Origin of the sequence: Streptomyces griseicoloratus (assembly GCF_014534645.1) — a bacterium.
Lineage (GTDB): Bacteria > Actinomycetota > Actinomycetes > Streptomycetales > Streptomycetaceae > Streptomyces > Streptomyces griseicoloratus.
In genome coordinates, this window is the sequence record NZ_JACVQF010000200.1 from 42,198 (window position 1) to 56,877 (window position 14,680).

Here is a 14,680-nt window from a genome sequence, read left to right on the forward strand (position 1 = left end):
CCTGGTTTCACCTGCACGGATATCGCCGATCGAGACGTCCAGGGTGCGCCCTCCGGCCCTCCGCAACCGGCTGACTCGACGCTCCGTCCAAAGCCCCTCCCGCGTCCAGCGTGCTCGACGTGGATGACCTGGGGGATCCTGGAGGCGGTGAGGACGCCAAGGGGAAAGGTCCCGAAGGGGCAGATGATCGATCATGACTGGACCGGCGACCAACGACGGTACCGAACCTGGGGATCCCTTCATCAACAGTGACGCCGTGGCCGTGATGGCTCCGGACGGGGCACTGTCCGCCTGGAGTCCCGGTGCGCAGCGCTTGCTGGGGTTCTCCGCCGCCGAGGCCGTCGGCCGGCCGGCAGCGGAGCTGCTCGCGGCTCCCCTGTCCACCGCTGCCCGGGAGAGGCTGGCCGGGCAGCAGGGCTGGACCGGGCCGGCGGTGCTCCACGACCGTGATGGCGCGCTGGTGGAATGTCTGCTGCGGATGCGTCCCTTGACCACCGCGGACGGGTGCACCGGCTGCTTCCTGGAGGCTGCCCGGCAGCAGGCACCCGCCTCGCTGCCCGAGCCGGCCTCACTCGCCGAGTCGGCCCCCTCTCCGGAACTCACTTCACCGCGGCACGGGGAGGACGAGGGCCGCAACGAGGACCTTCTGCTGCGTTGGGCGTTCTATCAGTTTCCGTTCGCCCTGGCCATCCACGACACCAAGGGCCGGATCCTGCGGCTCAACCCTGCGATGGGGCAGCAGTGGGGAGCATCGGAGTCGGACCTCCGGGGACACCGGATCGCCGAGAACCCGCCGCTCCCGCAGTTCGAGGTGTCGGGGCAGACCGTCGACCGAGTGTTGGCCACGGGCGTCCCGGAGCAGTTCGAGCACCAAGTGCGCGTTCCGGGGGAGCAGTACGCGCATGCCTGGATCGTGCACGTGATCCCTCTCAAGGACCGGACCGGGACCGTGCACGGTGTTCAGGTCGCTGTGCTCGACTTCTCGGAGCAGTCCGTGGCCCGCGAGCGGCTGGCCTTGCTCAACGAGGCGAGCAGACGGATCGGCAGCAGCCTGGACGTCGCCCGTACCGCCCAGGAGATGGCCGACGTGGCGGTGCCCAGTTGTGCGGACTTCGTCTCGGTCGAACTCCTCGACGCCGTACTGCTCGGCGACGAGCCCACGCCGATTCCCGTCGGCGGCACCATGGAGCTGCGGCGTACGGCTGTCCGCTCCGTCGATCTGGGCGCCGTGGCGGTGGGCGGTCCGGCCCACTACCCGAAGTTCTCGCCGCTCGCGCGGTGCCTGGCCACCGGCCGTGGCAGCGTCTACGGGATCGCCGATCCCGAGGTCGTCCGCTGGCTGGACCAGGACCCCGGCAAGGCCGCCTGGGTGCGGCGGCGGCGCCCTCACTCGCTGCTCGCGGTGCCACTGCGGGCTCGCGGGGTGAACCTCGGCGCCGCCCTGTTCGCCCGAATGGACCGATCCATGCCGCCGTACACGGAGGACGACCTGCGGGTCGCGGAGGAACTGGCGGCACGCGCAGCGGTCTGTATCGACAACGCCCGCCGCTACACACGCGAGCGCACCACCACGCTGGCCCTCCAGCACAGCCTGCTGCCGCAGGGGATCCCCGAGCAGGCCGCCGTGGACGTCGCCGGGCGCTATCTCCCCGCGGGGTCGCAGGCAGGGGTCGGTGGCGACTGGTTCGATGTGATCCCGCTGTCCGGCGCTCGTGTGGCCCTTGTCGTCGGGGACGTGGTCGGCCATGGGCTGCACGCATCCGCCGCCATGGGGCGGCTGCGTACGGCCGTACGCACGCTCGCCGATGTCGATCTGGCTCCTGACGAGCTCCTGGCGCACCTGGACGACCTGGTCATCCGCCTGAGTGCGGGACTGGAGACCGGGGCCGACCCGCCGACCGCCGACCTCGGAGCCACCTGCCTGTACACGGTCTACGACCCCGTCTCCCGCATGTGCTCGCTCGCCAGCGCCGGGCACCCCTGGCCCGCCCTGGTGACCCCGGGCGGGGCAACGGAATTCGTCGAACTGCCCACAGGCCCTCCCCTGGGACTGGGCGGGCATCCCTTCGAGTCCGTCGAGATCGAACTGTCTGCGGGCAGCCTCCTCGCGCTCTACACCGACGGCCTGATCGCGGGCCACAGCCGTGACATCGGCGCCGGCCTGCAGGCTCTGAGTACAGCCCTCGACGCCGCCGTTCCTTCGCTCGAGACCACCTGTGACAACGTCCTCAAGGCGTTGCTCGACGAGCGGCGGCCCGCTGACGATGTCGCGTTGCTCGTCGCCCGCACCCGCGCCCTGGACAGCCGGGCCGTCGGCCAATGGGACCTGCCCGCCGATCCGGCTGTCGTCGCCGAGGCACGATCGCTGACGGCCGCCCAGCTCCATGCCTGGCAACTGGACGAGCTGACCTTTACCGCCGAACTCGTCATCAGCGAACTGGTGACCAACGCCATCCGTTACGCTGCCCCGCCCATCCAACTGCGGCTGATCATGGACAGGGCGTTGATCTGCGAGGTGTCCGACGCCAGCAGCACCGCCCCGCATCTGCGCCGGGCGCGTATCTTCGACGAGGGCGGACGCGGCCTGATGCTGGTCGCCCAGCTCACCGAACGCTGGGGGACCCGCTACACCGGCACTGGCAAGATCATCTGGGCGGAGATGCCGCTTCCAGCGGAGGGGGAACCGGCACGCCGCGCCGGGAGCCTTTGAGTATCCGATGCGGCTGCCGACCTCCACCTCCCTGCTGGCGAGCTGGACGGTGCGCAGAACTCGGTTGGTGCCTCCCGGCCCGCCCCTACGCCGCGGTCGCGGATGATCGAGCCGCCGGACCTTGACCGGGGTTCCCACGACCGTGAGGAGCCCCGGAGGGGGTCACTGCTGCGGAGGGTTCAGCTCAAGTGTGCTGACGGGCTGTTGGAAGCCGGGTGCGTGGCCAAGCTTGCGCAGATAGGGGTCGAAGGCTGCGAAGTCTGTGACCGGATCGGGCGAGTTCCACACCGACTGGGCGTGCACCCGGAGTCTGGGCAGCAGCGTCTGGGTGAGGACGTACTCGGGGGCCCAGCCGTGCGGGTCGTCCCAGATCGGGAAGAACTGCCCGACGCTGTTGCTCCCGGCAGGCACGCTGTAGGGGGCGCCCCAGCCGCCGGAGTACACATACGGGCTGCCGTAGGTGGTCCACTGGCCGGCGGGCCAGGGCTGGTTGATGGTGTTGTTCTTGTCGTCAGCCGTGAGCGGCGGCCACAGATCGTGGTAGAGGTCGGACGACGAACCGATCAGGGTGAAGCCCGCGTCCAGGTAGGCGCCGGCCGGAGGCGCGTCGTAGATCTGCGCCCAGTAGTCGATCGTGATGTCGCGGCTCAGCCGGACGGCGCCACCGGCCGGGTCGCTGATCATGTCGTTCCACATCCACGTGCCGCGACCGTCCTCGGCGAGTTCGCCCGCGAGGTAGTTGAACAGCGCCTTGTAGCCGTCCTCGCCGGTGGCCTTCGGCCCGGCGAAGCCGCGGACCCAGGACAGCAGCCGTGGATTGTCCGCGTCGAAGAACTCGTCGCCGCCGAGGTGGACGTACGGGGTGCCGAACGTCGCGCCGATCTCCCGGACCCACCGCGCCAGATGCTCACGCACATCGGCACGGGAGTAGTCGTAGCCCGTCTTCTCCGGCAGCGCGTACTCCGGATACACCTGCGTGTCGAGACTGCTGTGCCCGGGTACGTCGATCTCGGGGACGATGGTGACGTGGTACCGGCGGGCGAACGCCACGAGGTCGGCGATCTGCGCCTTGCTCCACGACCCGCCGGCCGGCAGCCGGTCGACCAGCTTCGGCGCCACCGTGCTCTCCACCCGCAGGCCCTGATCGTCCTTCACCCGCAGTTGCAGGTAGTTCATCTTGGTGTAGGCCAGATCCTTGATCTGGTTCTTCAGCCAGCCGAGCGAGTAGTAGCGCCGCCCGGAGTCGACCTGCAGCCCGCGGAAGGTCTGGTCCGTCCAGTCCGTCACCGCGCCGGCGGGCAGCCGACCCGCCGACCGCAGTGCCTGCAGGATGGTCTGAGCGCCGTAGAACGCGCCGGTGTCAGAACCACCGGTGACCCGGACGGCGTTCTCGTCGATGTCCAGCCGGTAGGCCTGGGACGCCAGGGCCTGGGCCTTGGCCGGGGCGGCGGACAGGTCCACCGCGCCCGTGGTCAGCAGGATTCCCCGCGCCACGCGGGCGTGGTCGTCCACCGTGCGGACCGTGGCCGTCCGCACCAGCTTGGCTTCGACGAACTCCTCGGCGATCCGTTCGGCGTCATCACGCAGCGTGGCGGCTTGCCCGTGGCGCACGGAGATGCTGAGGTCGCCCTGCGGCTGCCAGGACTCTCCGTCGTGACGCGTGAAGGACTGCACCGCGGGGATGGTGACCGGGAACCCGTTCGCTCCCCACGCGCGGGTGTCGTCGGGGGGCGCGGGTGCCGGGTCGGCCGCCGGGCCGACCTTGTGCACCGCGAAGTCGTCGCAGTATCCGGGGCCGGAGCTGCTGCCCAACTCGTTCAGGAAGCAGAACGCGTTCAGCTCCCGGGTGCGCGGCCCGGTCGTGATCGTGCGTGTCACCGTGGTCCAGGTCGGGCTGCTGACGTCGACGTGGTTGGCGGCGCCGCGGTAGAACGCGACGTTCTCGGCGTCGAAGACACCGACCCGCACCGACGCGTTCCCCTCGGTGCGGACCTTGGCGGTGAACTCGTAGACGGTGTTGGGTTCCACCTGCCGGACCGGCTTGTTGACCATCCCGCGCGAGACGCCGGTGCCGCGCACCGGAAGATTGCCGCCGCGCGGGTACCGGCTGTCCCCGTCGTAATCGAGCCCGACCCGCGCCGCGTGGCCCGATCCGGAGGCGCCCGGGGCGACAAGGGAGGCGTGGTAGTACTGGCCGCCGTCGAACGTGCCGGATTCGAATCCCGGGTCGGTCATCAGCGGGTCGTCGCCGTCGGCGCTCGCCGGGGAGCCACCCAGCGTCGTCAGTGTGGTGGCGCACAGGGCCAGCGCCGCAACGGTCACCAGTAGGCGCTGTGGCACGGTCACGAGGTTCCCCTTCTCTTCGACTTCAGGCTTCGCTGTGATCCGGGCAGTGCGTGCCGGTGTGGTCATCACGGGTTCACCTCGACCTCGGCGAGCGACAGGGGCGCGGTGGTGGCGAGCTGGATACGCACATGACGTCCGGTGGCCTCGATCGGGACGATCGTCGGTGTGGCGGCGGTGTCCGTACGGTGGATGGCGGTCACACCGGGCTGTGCGAGCGTCGCGGCGAGCGAGTCACTGGTGAACGGGGTGTCGGAGACGAGCACGTAGTAATCGGTCAGGCGCTCCGAGCAGCAGTCGGTGCGGTTCCACACCGTGACGTCGGAAATGGCCTTCGACGCCCCGAGGTCGACCTGCCACCAGGCTTCCGGCGAGCCGTCCTCGGCGGTGTGGGTGACCGAGCCGACGGTGAAGTTGCCGTCGGTGTTCCCGTCGACCGCCCGCGAGGCCGCGCCGCCCCAGTCGGTGCTCTTCTGCGTGGCCGGCCTGCCGTAGGAGAGGGAAGTGATTTTCAGCGCGATGAACGTGCTGCCGAGGGGCTCACCGGTGGACGCATCCGTCATCTTGACTTCGACGGTGCGGGGGCCGGGGTGGGCCGAGCCGTCCGCGGCCACGGTCACCGGGGTGGCGGCCCGGCCGCCGGCGTCGACCGTCAGATTGCCCGAAGCCGGTGTCACGGTGATGCCGTCGGAGGGGACGACGTTGAATGCTGCTCTGACCGGCGAGGCCGAGAGATTGACCGCTCCCACGCTCGCCTGAAGGCTCTTGCCCGGTTGGAGCAGCGCCGGACTGGCGTCGGGCACCGAGGAGAACGGGCGGACGCCGGCCTGCGTCGTGCCGTGGCGCGGCGGCTGACTGCCGCTTTCCCGGCCCCAGTCGGTGCTCGCCGGGTCGGAGGTGAGGGCGAACCTGATCCTGCCCGCGCTCAGCAGATCACTGTGCGAGATCCACGACTTGGGCCAGGCTTGGTCGCCGACGCGCACCGACGACACGTATTGCAGCTTCGACCGGTCCGCACCCGGTGCGGTGATGTCCACGGGGCGGCCGCCGTCCGGTTGGATGCGGACCCGGTCGAACATCGGAGCCGTGAGCACGTACTCGCCGGAGCCGGGCATCACCTCGTAGACACCGATCATGGACCAGATCAGCCAGGACGATACGGTGCCGAGGTCGTCGTTGCCGGGCATGCCGTGGGCGTCGTCGGTGTACAGCGGCTGTGCCGCACGCAGCACCGCGGAGGTCTTCCACGGCCGGTCGGTCCACGCGTACATCCAGGGCGCGTGCAGATCGGGCTCGTTGTTCGGATTGAAGGCGAAATTGTTGTGGTAGTCGTAGGCCCCGACCACCCACGACTTCTTGGCCACCTGCGTGTGGTCGCGGAGCAGTTCCGGCATGTCGAAGAAGGTGTCGAGTCGCTGTTCGGCCTTGGCCCTGCCACCCATCAGCGCGAACAGTCCCGGGACGTCCTGCTGCGCGAGCCACTGGTACTGCCATGGGGTGCCTTCGTGGAATCCGGTGCTCTGTGTCGGGTCGGCACTGCCGACCCAGGTGCCCTGCGGGGTGCGGGCCCGTGGAAACCCGTCGAATCCCTTGGAGCTCACCCCGAAGTCCCACTCGTTGGCAAAGTTCGCGCACCGTGCCCGCAGCGTCTTGGCCCTGGCCCGCTCACCGAGGCCCTGGGCCATGTCGGCCAGGCCACAGTCGGCCAGCGCGTACTCCAGCGTCGCGGAGCCTGCCTGCCGGGAGTCGCCCCAGGTGTAGCCACCCTTGTCCTGGTAGCCGATCCAGCCGTTCTGCGCATAGGTCGAGTTGCCGTCGCGGCCCCGGAAGACCGACTGATCGGCCGGCACCTCGGTGACGTTCTTCCACAGCGCGTCGAACAGGGACCGTGCGGTGGGCTTGTCGAGCAGCCCACGGGCGTACAAGGAGGTGATGAACGGCGTCGGGCCCTCACCACTCATGACGTTGGTTTCGCTCGGACCGAGCGCCCAGCGCGGAAGCCAGCCCCCGTCCTGGTAGACGTGCAGGAGCGACTTCGCCATGTCGGTGGCGCGCCGGGGTTCGAGCAGCGCGACGAGCTGGTTCTGCGCGCGGTAGGTGTCCCAGAGCGAGAACATCTGGTAGTACGGCCGGTCGCTGCGGTGAACCTGCTTGTCGAAGCCCATGTACCGGCCGTCGACGTCGGATCCGACCGACGGGTGGAGCGTCGCGCGGTAGAGGGCGGAGTAGAAGGTGCGCAGGTCGGCGTCACTGCCGCCGGACACCTGCAGCCGCCCGAGCTGGCGTGCCCAGGTCCGGTGCGCGGCGGCCCTGACGGAGTCGAAGGTCTGGCCCGCGCTCTCGGCGCTGCGGTTGAGCCGGGCGCCGTTCACCGAGGTGTAGGAGACGCCGACGCTCGCGCCGACCTGGCCACCGCCGCCGAACCCGACCATCGCGCCGCCGTCGGCCCGGGAGCCGTCCGACGGCGTACCGCTGATGTCCGCCGACCGGCGGCCCGAGGTGACTTCGCCGCCGTCCGCCCAGGTGCCGAATGTGTCGAAGGGCCGGTCGAACCTGGCGCTGAAGAAGATCTTGTACCGCTCCTTCCCCGTCTCCCAGCAGAAGTTGCCGCCGGTGATCCAGCCCTCGACGGTGTTGTCCCCGACAACGTCCACGTGGCCGGCGTAGGTGTAGCCGTTGCTCGAGCCGACGTTCAGCACCACCGTGCGCTGAGAGGTGTGCGCCGGGAAGGTGTAGCGGTGCCAGCCGGTCCGCTCGGTCGCCGTCAGCTCGGCGGTCACCCCGTTGTCCAGGCCGACCTTGTAATACCCGGGCTCGGCGTGCTCGTCGGCGTGGCGGAAACCGGCCGCCTGCTTGTTCGGCTGTGTCCCGGGGAAGCCACCGGGCACCGGCATCAGCCGGAAGTGACCTGCGGTCTGGCAGCCGACGCCGGACAGGTGCGTCTGGCTGAATCCGAGGATCTTCGAGTCCGCGTAGTCGTACGAGGCGTAGGAGTTGAGCCGGGTGTCCGGGCTGTTCTGCACCATCCCGAAGGGAAGCGCCGCCCCCGGAAACGTCGTTCCCGACCCGTTGTTCCCGATCGAGGTGTTCACATACGTCGTCGGATCCTCGGGGAACGGTGGTCCTACCTTTGGTGACGCGACTGCGGCCGTCGCCGGCGCACTGCTGATCAAGACAGCCGCAGAGGCCAGCACAGACAGGATACGGACCAGACGGACTGGTCTCGGCAATCGCATGGAGCCTCCTGAGAGGTCGGATGACAGATTGTGACATCGTTGTCACGTCCGAGTGTCCCGTCAAGGCCTCGCGCTGAGCGGATCGTTGACGAGATGCGGGTGGGTCACCGGCCGAGGAGACGATGCCCGCCGGCCGGAGCCTTACTCCTCGGGCCCGCTGAGCGGACGGTCCGAGGAGGCGATGATCCGGGCGGTGAGGTCCGGGTCCGGCATCCGCGGGTCGAAGGGGAACATCGGCCGGCGGATGCGGTGGTGACCGAGTCGCGTGAGGTCCTGGTCGACGCCGCCCGGGGTGAGCGCCATCTTCCAGTCGGCGGCCATGGCGAAGAGCTCCGGTTCCAGATAGCCGATCTTCACGATGACGACATCGGCCGTGCGCGCGTTCAACGAGAGGTCGGTGAAGTCGTGTTCGTAGTGGTACGGCTTGCGCAGTCGGGTCAGAATGACGTGTACGCTGCCGATCCGCAGCACCACCTCCGTCTGCGCATCCCGGTCGCCGTGCCGCACCGCGTGTACCACGCCGGTCATGGTGAGCGGCCCGGCGTGCCGGTCGTCGACCTCAGCGCCCGCGGTAACGGTGACCGTCGCTCCGACCCCCGCCCGTACGGCCGCATCGACCGCGGCCGGCCCAGGCAGCGAGGCGTACAGCACGGTCGGGCCGGACGGTTCCTGGAACTCCGGGCGGGCCAGTACCTGCGTGAGGCTCCAGGTGACGTCGCCGGCGCCGCCCGCCGTCGGGTTGTCGCCGGTGTCGCTGACGAAGTACGGCCGCGCCGTGGAGGCGAGTGCCTCGTCGAGGCACTCGTCGAGGGTGCCGGTCGGGGCGACGAAGGCGAAGTCGTGTCGCGCGTCCCAGAAGCCACGAGCCAAACGCTCGGCCCCGGTGGTGACGGCGGCTTCGTCGGAGCCGGTGACGACCACGGCTGCCCGGTTGCGCGGCTCATCCGCCCACGCGTAGCCGACCCAGACCGCGGCGTCCGTCACCCCCTCGGCCGCCTCCACCTCCTCGACGGCCGCGTAAACGCTCTTGGCGGGCTCGACGCGGGTCGAGGTCTGTTCGCCGGCCAGCAACACCGGCACCGGGATCCATGCCTTCACCGGACGAGGTCCGCCGCCCGCCAGATGGTCGACGAGGTTGCGGACGGCGCGCTCCTTGGTCTCCGTGGCGTCCTCGTGCGGAGCCATGCGATAACAGGTGATCAGGTCGGTCAGGTGGACCAGCGCGCGGGAGACGTTGCCGTGCAGGTCCATGGAGGTGGACACGATCACGTCCGGGCCTACGACCTCACGGATACGGGCCAGCAGTTCCGCTTCGGCGTCGTCCAGCCCCTCGACGGTCATCGCGCCGTGGATGTCGAACCAGAGGCCGTCGACCGGCCCCAGCTCCTTGAGGCGGTCGATGAGTTCGCCGGACAGGTCGGTGTACGCGGACGCCGTCACCGTACCGCCGGGCAGGGCCTTGCCGACCAGGGAACCACGCCAATCGGCAGCGGAGCGCAGGGGCTGCCCGTGCGCCAGGAACGGATAGCGGGTGAGGACGTCGGCGCCGCGCAGCGGGTGGAAGGCGGGGGCCTCGGTACGGGCCGGCGAGAACGTGGACGACTCGATACCGAGACCGGCGACGGCGATCACGGGACGGGGTGCTGGCATGGCTCCTCCGCGAGCTGACAGGGGTGGTTGCCGGGGCCTACGGGGTGGCCGCCCGTGCCCGACGTCAGGTGTGGTCATGGCCGGTGACCGCATGCGACCCATCGGACGCCGCCTGATCTCGCGTGTGCGTCCGGTAGAGGTCGAGTTCGCCGTCGAGTTCGAGGGCCAGCACGGTGCACAGCGGGTCGAGGTCGTCGTCGGAGAGGTGGATGTACTCCCACCCGGGTACCTCGCCGAGGCCGCCGACGCGCTCGTGGCGCACGTCTGTGTCCGCGCCGAGCACCCGCGCCGAGGTCACCGCGTTGCGTACACCGCGCAGGACCACGAATTCGTTGGGGCGGTCGAAGACGAAGAGATACAGCGTCCTGCGGTCGGCGGAGAGTGTCGAGGGGCCGTAGAAGTGGCCGTGCGGCATCCCTCGATCCGTCCCGTAGACGGCGGCGGAGTGCCGGCCGATCCACTCCCCCAGGGCCTCCAGGCGGGCGACCTGCTCCGGGAGGATGGTGCCGTCGGCCTGTGGACCCACGTCGAGGAGCAGGTTGCCACCACCACCGATGGTCTCCGCGAAGATGCGGACCAGCTGCCTCGGCGACTTGTGGCGGGTGTCCCGGGGCTGATAACCCCAGGAGTCGTTGATGGTCAGGCACAGCTCCCATGGGCCGGCGGGTGGCTCGACGGGCACGCCCTGTTCGGGCGTCGCGTAGTCGCCGTGGCCGGTCAGTCTGCCGTTGACGACGGTGTGCGGGGAGCGCATACGGATCTCCGCGGCCAGAGCGTCCATTCCCCACTGTCCGGGGGTTCTCTCCCACTCTCCGTCGAACCACAGAAGGTCGGGCTGGAAGCGTTCCAGGATTTCGCGGACCTGGGCCCGGTGGAAGTCCAGGAAGTTCCCCCACCGGGGCGGATCCTCTTCGCCGGGAGCGGGCATCGAGTAGGGATTGCCGCGTTCCGCCGGGTCCTCGTCGGGCCTGCGCAGTGTGGCGTAGTCCGGATGGGACCAGTCCAGGTGGGAGTAGTAGAGGCCGGCCTTCACATCCCTTCGGCGCAGGGCCGCGACGTACTCGGCGACCAGGTCGCGTCCGGCGGGGGTCCGCTTGACCACCGACAGATCGTTCGCACCGGTGTCCCACAGTGCGACTCCGTCGTGGTGCTTGGCGGTGAGCACGGCATAACGGGCGCCCGCGCGGACGAAGAGGTCCGCCCATGCGTCCGCATCGAAGCGGGCGGCGGTGAATCGGTCGAGCTGCGCCATGTAACGGTCGTAAGGAATCCTGCCGTCGAAGAACGACCAGGACTCGGCGACGCCGTCGACACTGTAGATGCCCCAGTGGATGAAGATTCCGAGTTTGGCCTCGGTGAACCAGCGTTGCGAAGTCATCGTGACAGCTCCGTCAGTGTGTCAGTGAACCGTCACTCCTCCGGCGGAGGAGTCCCAGCTGTGCGCCACGGGTGCAGCGCGTCGCCGCGTGTCTGTCCGAGCACCGCACGACGACCGGCTCGGCTGCCCGGTGCCGCTGCGTCATGCGGCGCCTCCTTCGATCGCGAGCACGGCCGCAGGCGCCCCCCGCAGCTCCTCCGGCACGACCACCGTGCCGTCCGGGTCCGTCACCGCTCTCCGGTGGCCGCCTGCGGTGAGCCAGCTCGCGGGGCGGCCGGCGGCGAGCTCGGCGACGTCACGGGCCGGCGTCAGCCGTCCCTCGCCCGGCGCCAGGTCCGTCACGAACAGGGTTTCCTCGCGCGTCGTGTAGCGGACGGGATGACCGGCCACGTCGGTGTGGCGGCGCCATGGCCGGGTACCGTAGACCGCTGCGCCGTTGACCCGCAGCCACTCCCCCAGCCGGCGCAGCCGCGACACCTGGCTCTCGGGCAGCGAGCCGTCGGCCCGCGGGCCCACGTTGAGCAGCAGATTGCCGTTCTTGGCCACGGTGTCGACGAGCAGCTGGATCAGCTCGGTGGCGCCGATGAGATGCCGGTCCTCCTCGACCGCATTGTGGCCGAAGGACTGCCCGAGTCCCCGGCATGCCTCCCACACCCGCTCGGACGGCTCGTCTTCGGTCAGGTACTCGCGTGTGCGCACGCCGTGGTACGGCACGCCCCAGCGGTCGTTGAGCAGGCCGTGGGACACCTCATCGAGATAGCGGGCGAACAGCGCGGCCAGGTCTCGGTCGCCGCGCCCCTTTCCGTCGTCCGGCCAGTCGATGTCGTTCCAGAGGTAGTCGGGCCTGAACCGCTCGACCAGCTCGACGAGCTGTGCGTGTGCGTAGTCGGCGAAGGCCCTGTCGTTGCGGCGCAGTTCGAACAGGTCCGTCAGCGAGCGGATCGGCGGGAACGCGCTGACGTGCCAGTCGAGCGCGCCGGAGAAGTACACTCCCAGCCGCAGACCGTGGCGGCGTGCGGCCCCGCTCATTTCGGCCAGCAGGTCGCGGCGGGGCCCGCGGCGTGCCGCGGTGAACGGGGTGGTACCCGAGTCCCAGAGGCAGAAGCCGTCGTGGTGCTTGGCCGTGGGCACGACGTAGCGTGCGCCGCATTCGGCGAACAGGGACATCCACGCATCGGCGTCGAAGCGTTCGGCCGTCCAGAGGTCGGCCAGGTCCTCGTACGAGGTGCCCACGCCGTACGTCTCCTCGTGGAACCGGCGGGTGGGCGATCCGGCGATGCGCACGGTGTTGGCGTACCACTCGGCGTACGGATGGTGGACGAACTCCAGCTCGACGGGGGTCTGGACGCCGGGGTTGCGAGGCGTGCCCCAAGCGGGCACCGAGTAGATGCCCCAGTGAAGGAAGATGCCGAACTTGGCGTCCCTGTACCAGCGTGGCACGGAGGCGGACGGGTAAACGGGTGTCTGTGCACCGAAGTCGGGACCGGTGCGTTGGTCGAAGCGCAGCAGGGGATCCTCCTTGGTGGCCGCGGCGAGCCGCGACCGGCCGACGTGGCCGGGACCGCGGCGTGAGGGGTCAGCGGCCGGCCAGACCGGTGGCGGCGATGCCTTTCACCAGGTGCTTTTGCAGTGCGATGAGCAGCAGAAGGGTCGGGACGAGGGAGATGACGGAGGCGGCCATCACCAGGTGCCACTGGCTGCCGTTCTGTCCGAAGAACAGCTCCAGGCCGAGCGGCACCGTGCCGAGCGCGCTGACGTCGTTGACGACGATGAGGGGCCACAGGAAGCTGTTCCAGTAGCCGATGAAGGTGAAGACCGCGAGCACGCCGAGCGCGGGGCGGGCGATCGGCAGCATGACGGAGAGGAAGGTGCGCAGGGGCGAGCAGCCGTCGAGGGTGGCGGCCTCCTGCAGCTCGTACGGGATTCCGCGGAAGAACTGCCGCAGCAGGAACGTGCCGAACGCGGTGAAGGCCCAGGGGAAGATGAGCGCCTGGTAGCTGTTCACCCAGCCGAACTCCTGCATGAGGATGAACATCGGGACCACCAGCACCTCCTGCGGCACCATGAGGGTCGCGAGGAACACCAGGAAGAGGCCGTCCCTGCCACGCCACCTCAGCCGGGCGAAGGCGTAGGCGCCCAGTGAGGAGGCGGTGAGGACGACGAGCGTGCCGATGGCGGCCACCAGCAGTCCGTTGAGGATGAACCGCTGGAACGGCAGGTAGTCGAAGATGTCGGCGAAGTTCCGCCAGCGCAGGTGGGAGCCGATGAGCGAGGCCGGGTCGGCGAAGGTCTCCCCCGGCGGCTTGAGCGCGGTGGCCACGGCGTAGACGACCGGTGCCAGGAACAGCAGCGTCACCGCTATGAGAAGCACATGGGAGACCAGACGGCGCGGGGTCCAGCGGACCTTGTCAGTGCTCATAGTGCACCCACCGCTTCTGGCCGAGGAACTGCACGGCGGTGATCAGCAGGATGACGGCGAAGAGGAGCCACGCGCCTGCGGCGGCCACACCGAGGTCGCGCGAGACGAAGCCGTTCTCGTAGACGTTCTGCACCATCGTCACCGTCGAGTCTCCCGGTCCTCCCTTGGTGAGGATGTAGGTCTGGGTGAACACCTGCAACGACGTGATCATGGTCATGGTGGTGACGAAGAAGACCGCGGGTGACATCAGCGGCAGCTGGACGCGCAGGAACTTCCTCAGGCCCCGGGCCCCGTCGATCTCCGCGGCTTCGAGCACCGAGCGCGGCAGTTCGTCGATGGCGGCCGAGAACACGATGAGGTTGTAGCCGATGCCCTGCCAGACGCTCATGACCACCACGGAGATCATCGCCGTGCCGGAGTCGGCGAGGAAATTCGGGGCGGCGATGCCGAACCAGCTGTCGAGGTAGTGGGCGATGACGCCCTGGGGCTGGTAGAGCATCTTCCAGATCACCGCGTTGACCACCATCGGTGTGATCGCGGGAATGAAGAAGAGCACCCGGAAGACCTGCTGCCAGCGGCTGCCCGAGATCCAGAACGCCAGGCCCAGGGAGAGCACGACGTTGAGCGGCAGGAACAGCGCGGTGAACAGGAACGTGTTGCGGACGGAGACGAGGAAGCCGGGGTCTTCCAGCAGCAGGTAGCGGAAGTTGTCGAGTCCGAGGAAGGACCGCTGGCCGAAGATGGGCCAGTCGTACAGGCTCATCACGACGGCCATCGCCACCGGGAACAGGGTGAAGACGGTCAGCCCGAGGACCCCCGGGGACAGGAAGCCGTAGGCGTACCAGCGTTCCCGGCGACCGGGTCCGCCGCGGCGGCGCGGGCGCGGCCGGGCGGCGAAGCCGGGCGCGGGCCGGGTTCTCTGCTCGATCGGTCGTGTTGCCACG

Annotated in this window: 8 protein-coding genes; 1 reads left to right on the forward strand and 7 read right to left on the reverse strand. The window is 69.5% G+C overall.

What is annotated here, in order from left to right; all coding sequences use genetic code 11:
- The first annotated feature begins 193 nt into the window (after positions 1-193).
- Positions 194-2,710: a SpoIIE family protein phosphatase gene (locus H0H10_RS20710; RefSeq protein WP_188182527.1), complete on the forward strand. Its 2,517-nt coding sequence runs from the start codon at positions 194-196 to the stop codon at positions 2,708-2,710.
- Positions 2,711-2,872: 162 nt separating this feature from the next.
- Here H0H10_RS20710 and H0H10_RS20715 read toward each other — a convergent pair whose 3' ends face one another.
- From H0H10_RS20715 to H0H10_RS20745, 7 genes are all read right to left on the reverse strand, one after another.
- Positions 2,873-5,056, reverse strand: a complete 2,184-nt coding sequence (locus H0H10_RS20715; RefSeq protein WP_188182528.1) for a family 20 glycosylhydrolase — start codon at positions 5,054-5,056, stop codon at positions 2,873-2,875.
- 65 nt (positions 5,057-5,121) lie between these two features.
- A complete protein-coding gene (locus H0H10_RS20720; protein ID WP_188182529.1) occupies positions 5,122-8,289 on the reverse strand; it encodes a GH92 family glycosyl hydrolase in 3,168 nt (1,055 codons plus the stop codon).
- A gap of 141 nt (positions 8,290-8,430) precedes the next feature.
- Positions 8,431-9,939, reverse strand: a complete 1,509-nt coding sequence (locus H0H10_RS20725) for a M81 family metallopeptidase (RefSeq protein ID WP_188182530.1) — start codon at positions 9,937-9,939, stop codon at positions 8,431-8,433.
- A gap of 64 nt (positions 9,940-10,003) precedes the next feature.
- Positions 10,004-11,317 (reverse strand): alpha-L-fucosidase, encoded by a 1,314-nt coding sequence (locus tag H0H10_RS20730; protein ID WP_188182531.1) that lies wholly within the window; start codon positions 11,315-11,317, stop codon positions 10,004-10,006.
- Between the two features lie 141 nt (positions 11,318-11,458).
- Entirely contained in the window at positions 11,459-12,757 is a 1,299-nt protein-coding gene (locus tag H0H10_RS20735; protein ID WP_309141854.1) for an alpha-L-fucosidase, read from the reverse strand.
- 136 nt (positions 12,758-12,893) lie between these two features.
- Complete coding sequence (locus tag H0H10_RS20740) at positions 12,894-13,736, reverse strand: carbohydrate ABC transporter permease (protein WP_188182532.1); 843 nt, start codon at positions 13,734-13,736, stop codon at positions 12,894-12,896.
- On the reverse strand, positions 13,726-14,679 hold the full coding sequence (locus H0H10_RS20745; protein WP_309141855.1) for a carbohydrate ABC transporter permease: 954 nt from the start codon (positions 14,677-14,679) through the stop codon (positions 13,726-13,728). The genes H0H10_RS20740 and H0H10_RS20745 overlap by 11 nt, the downstream gene beginning before the upstream one ends.
- Between the last annotated feature and the right edge of the window lies 1 nt (position 14,680).

What these genes read in the sequence shown, in the direction of transcription:
- H0H10_RS20710 (WP_188182527.1), top strand. Translation starts at nt 194, where the DNA reads ATGACTGGACCGGCGACCAACGACGGTACCGAACCTGGGGATCCCTTC.
- H0H10_RS20725 (WP_188182530.1), bottom strand. Translation starts at nt 9,939, where the DNA reads ATGCCAGCACCCCGTCCCGTGATCGCCGTCGCCGGTCTCGGTATCGAG.
- H0H10_RS20720 (WP_188182529.1), bottom strand. Translation starts at nt 8,289, where the DNA reads ATGCGATTGCCGAGACCAGTCCGTCTGGTCCGTATCCTGTCTGTGCTG.
- H0H10_RS20740 (WP_188182532.1), bottom strand. Translation starts at nt 13,736, where the DNA reads ATGAGCACTGACAAGGTCCGCTGGACCCCGCGCCGTCTGGTCTCCCAT.
- H0H10_RS20730 (WP_188182531.1), bottom strand. Translation starts at nt 11,317, where the DNA reads ATGACTTCGCAACGCTGGTTCACCGAGGCCAAACTCGGAATCTTCATC.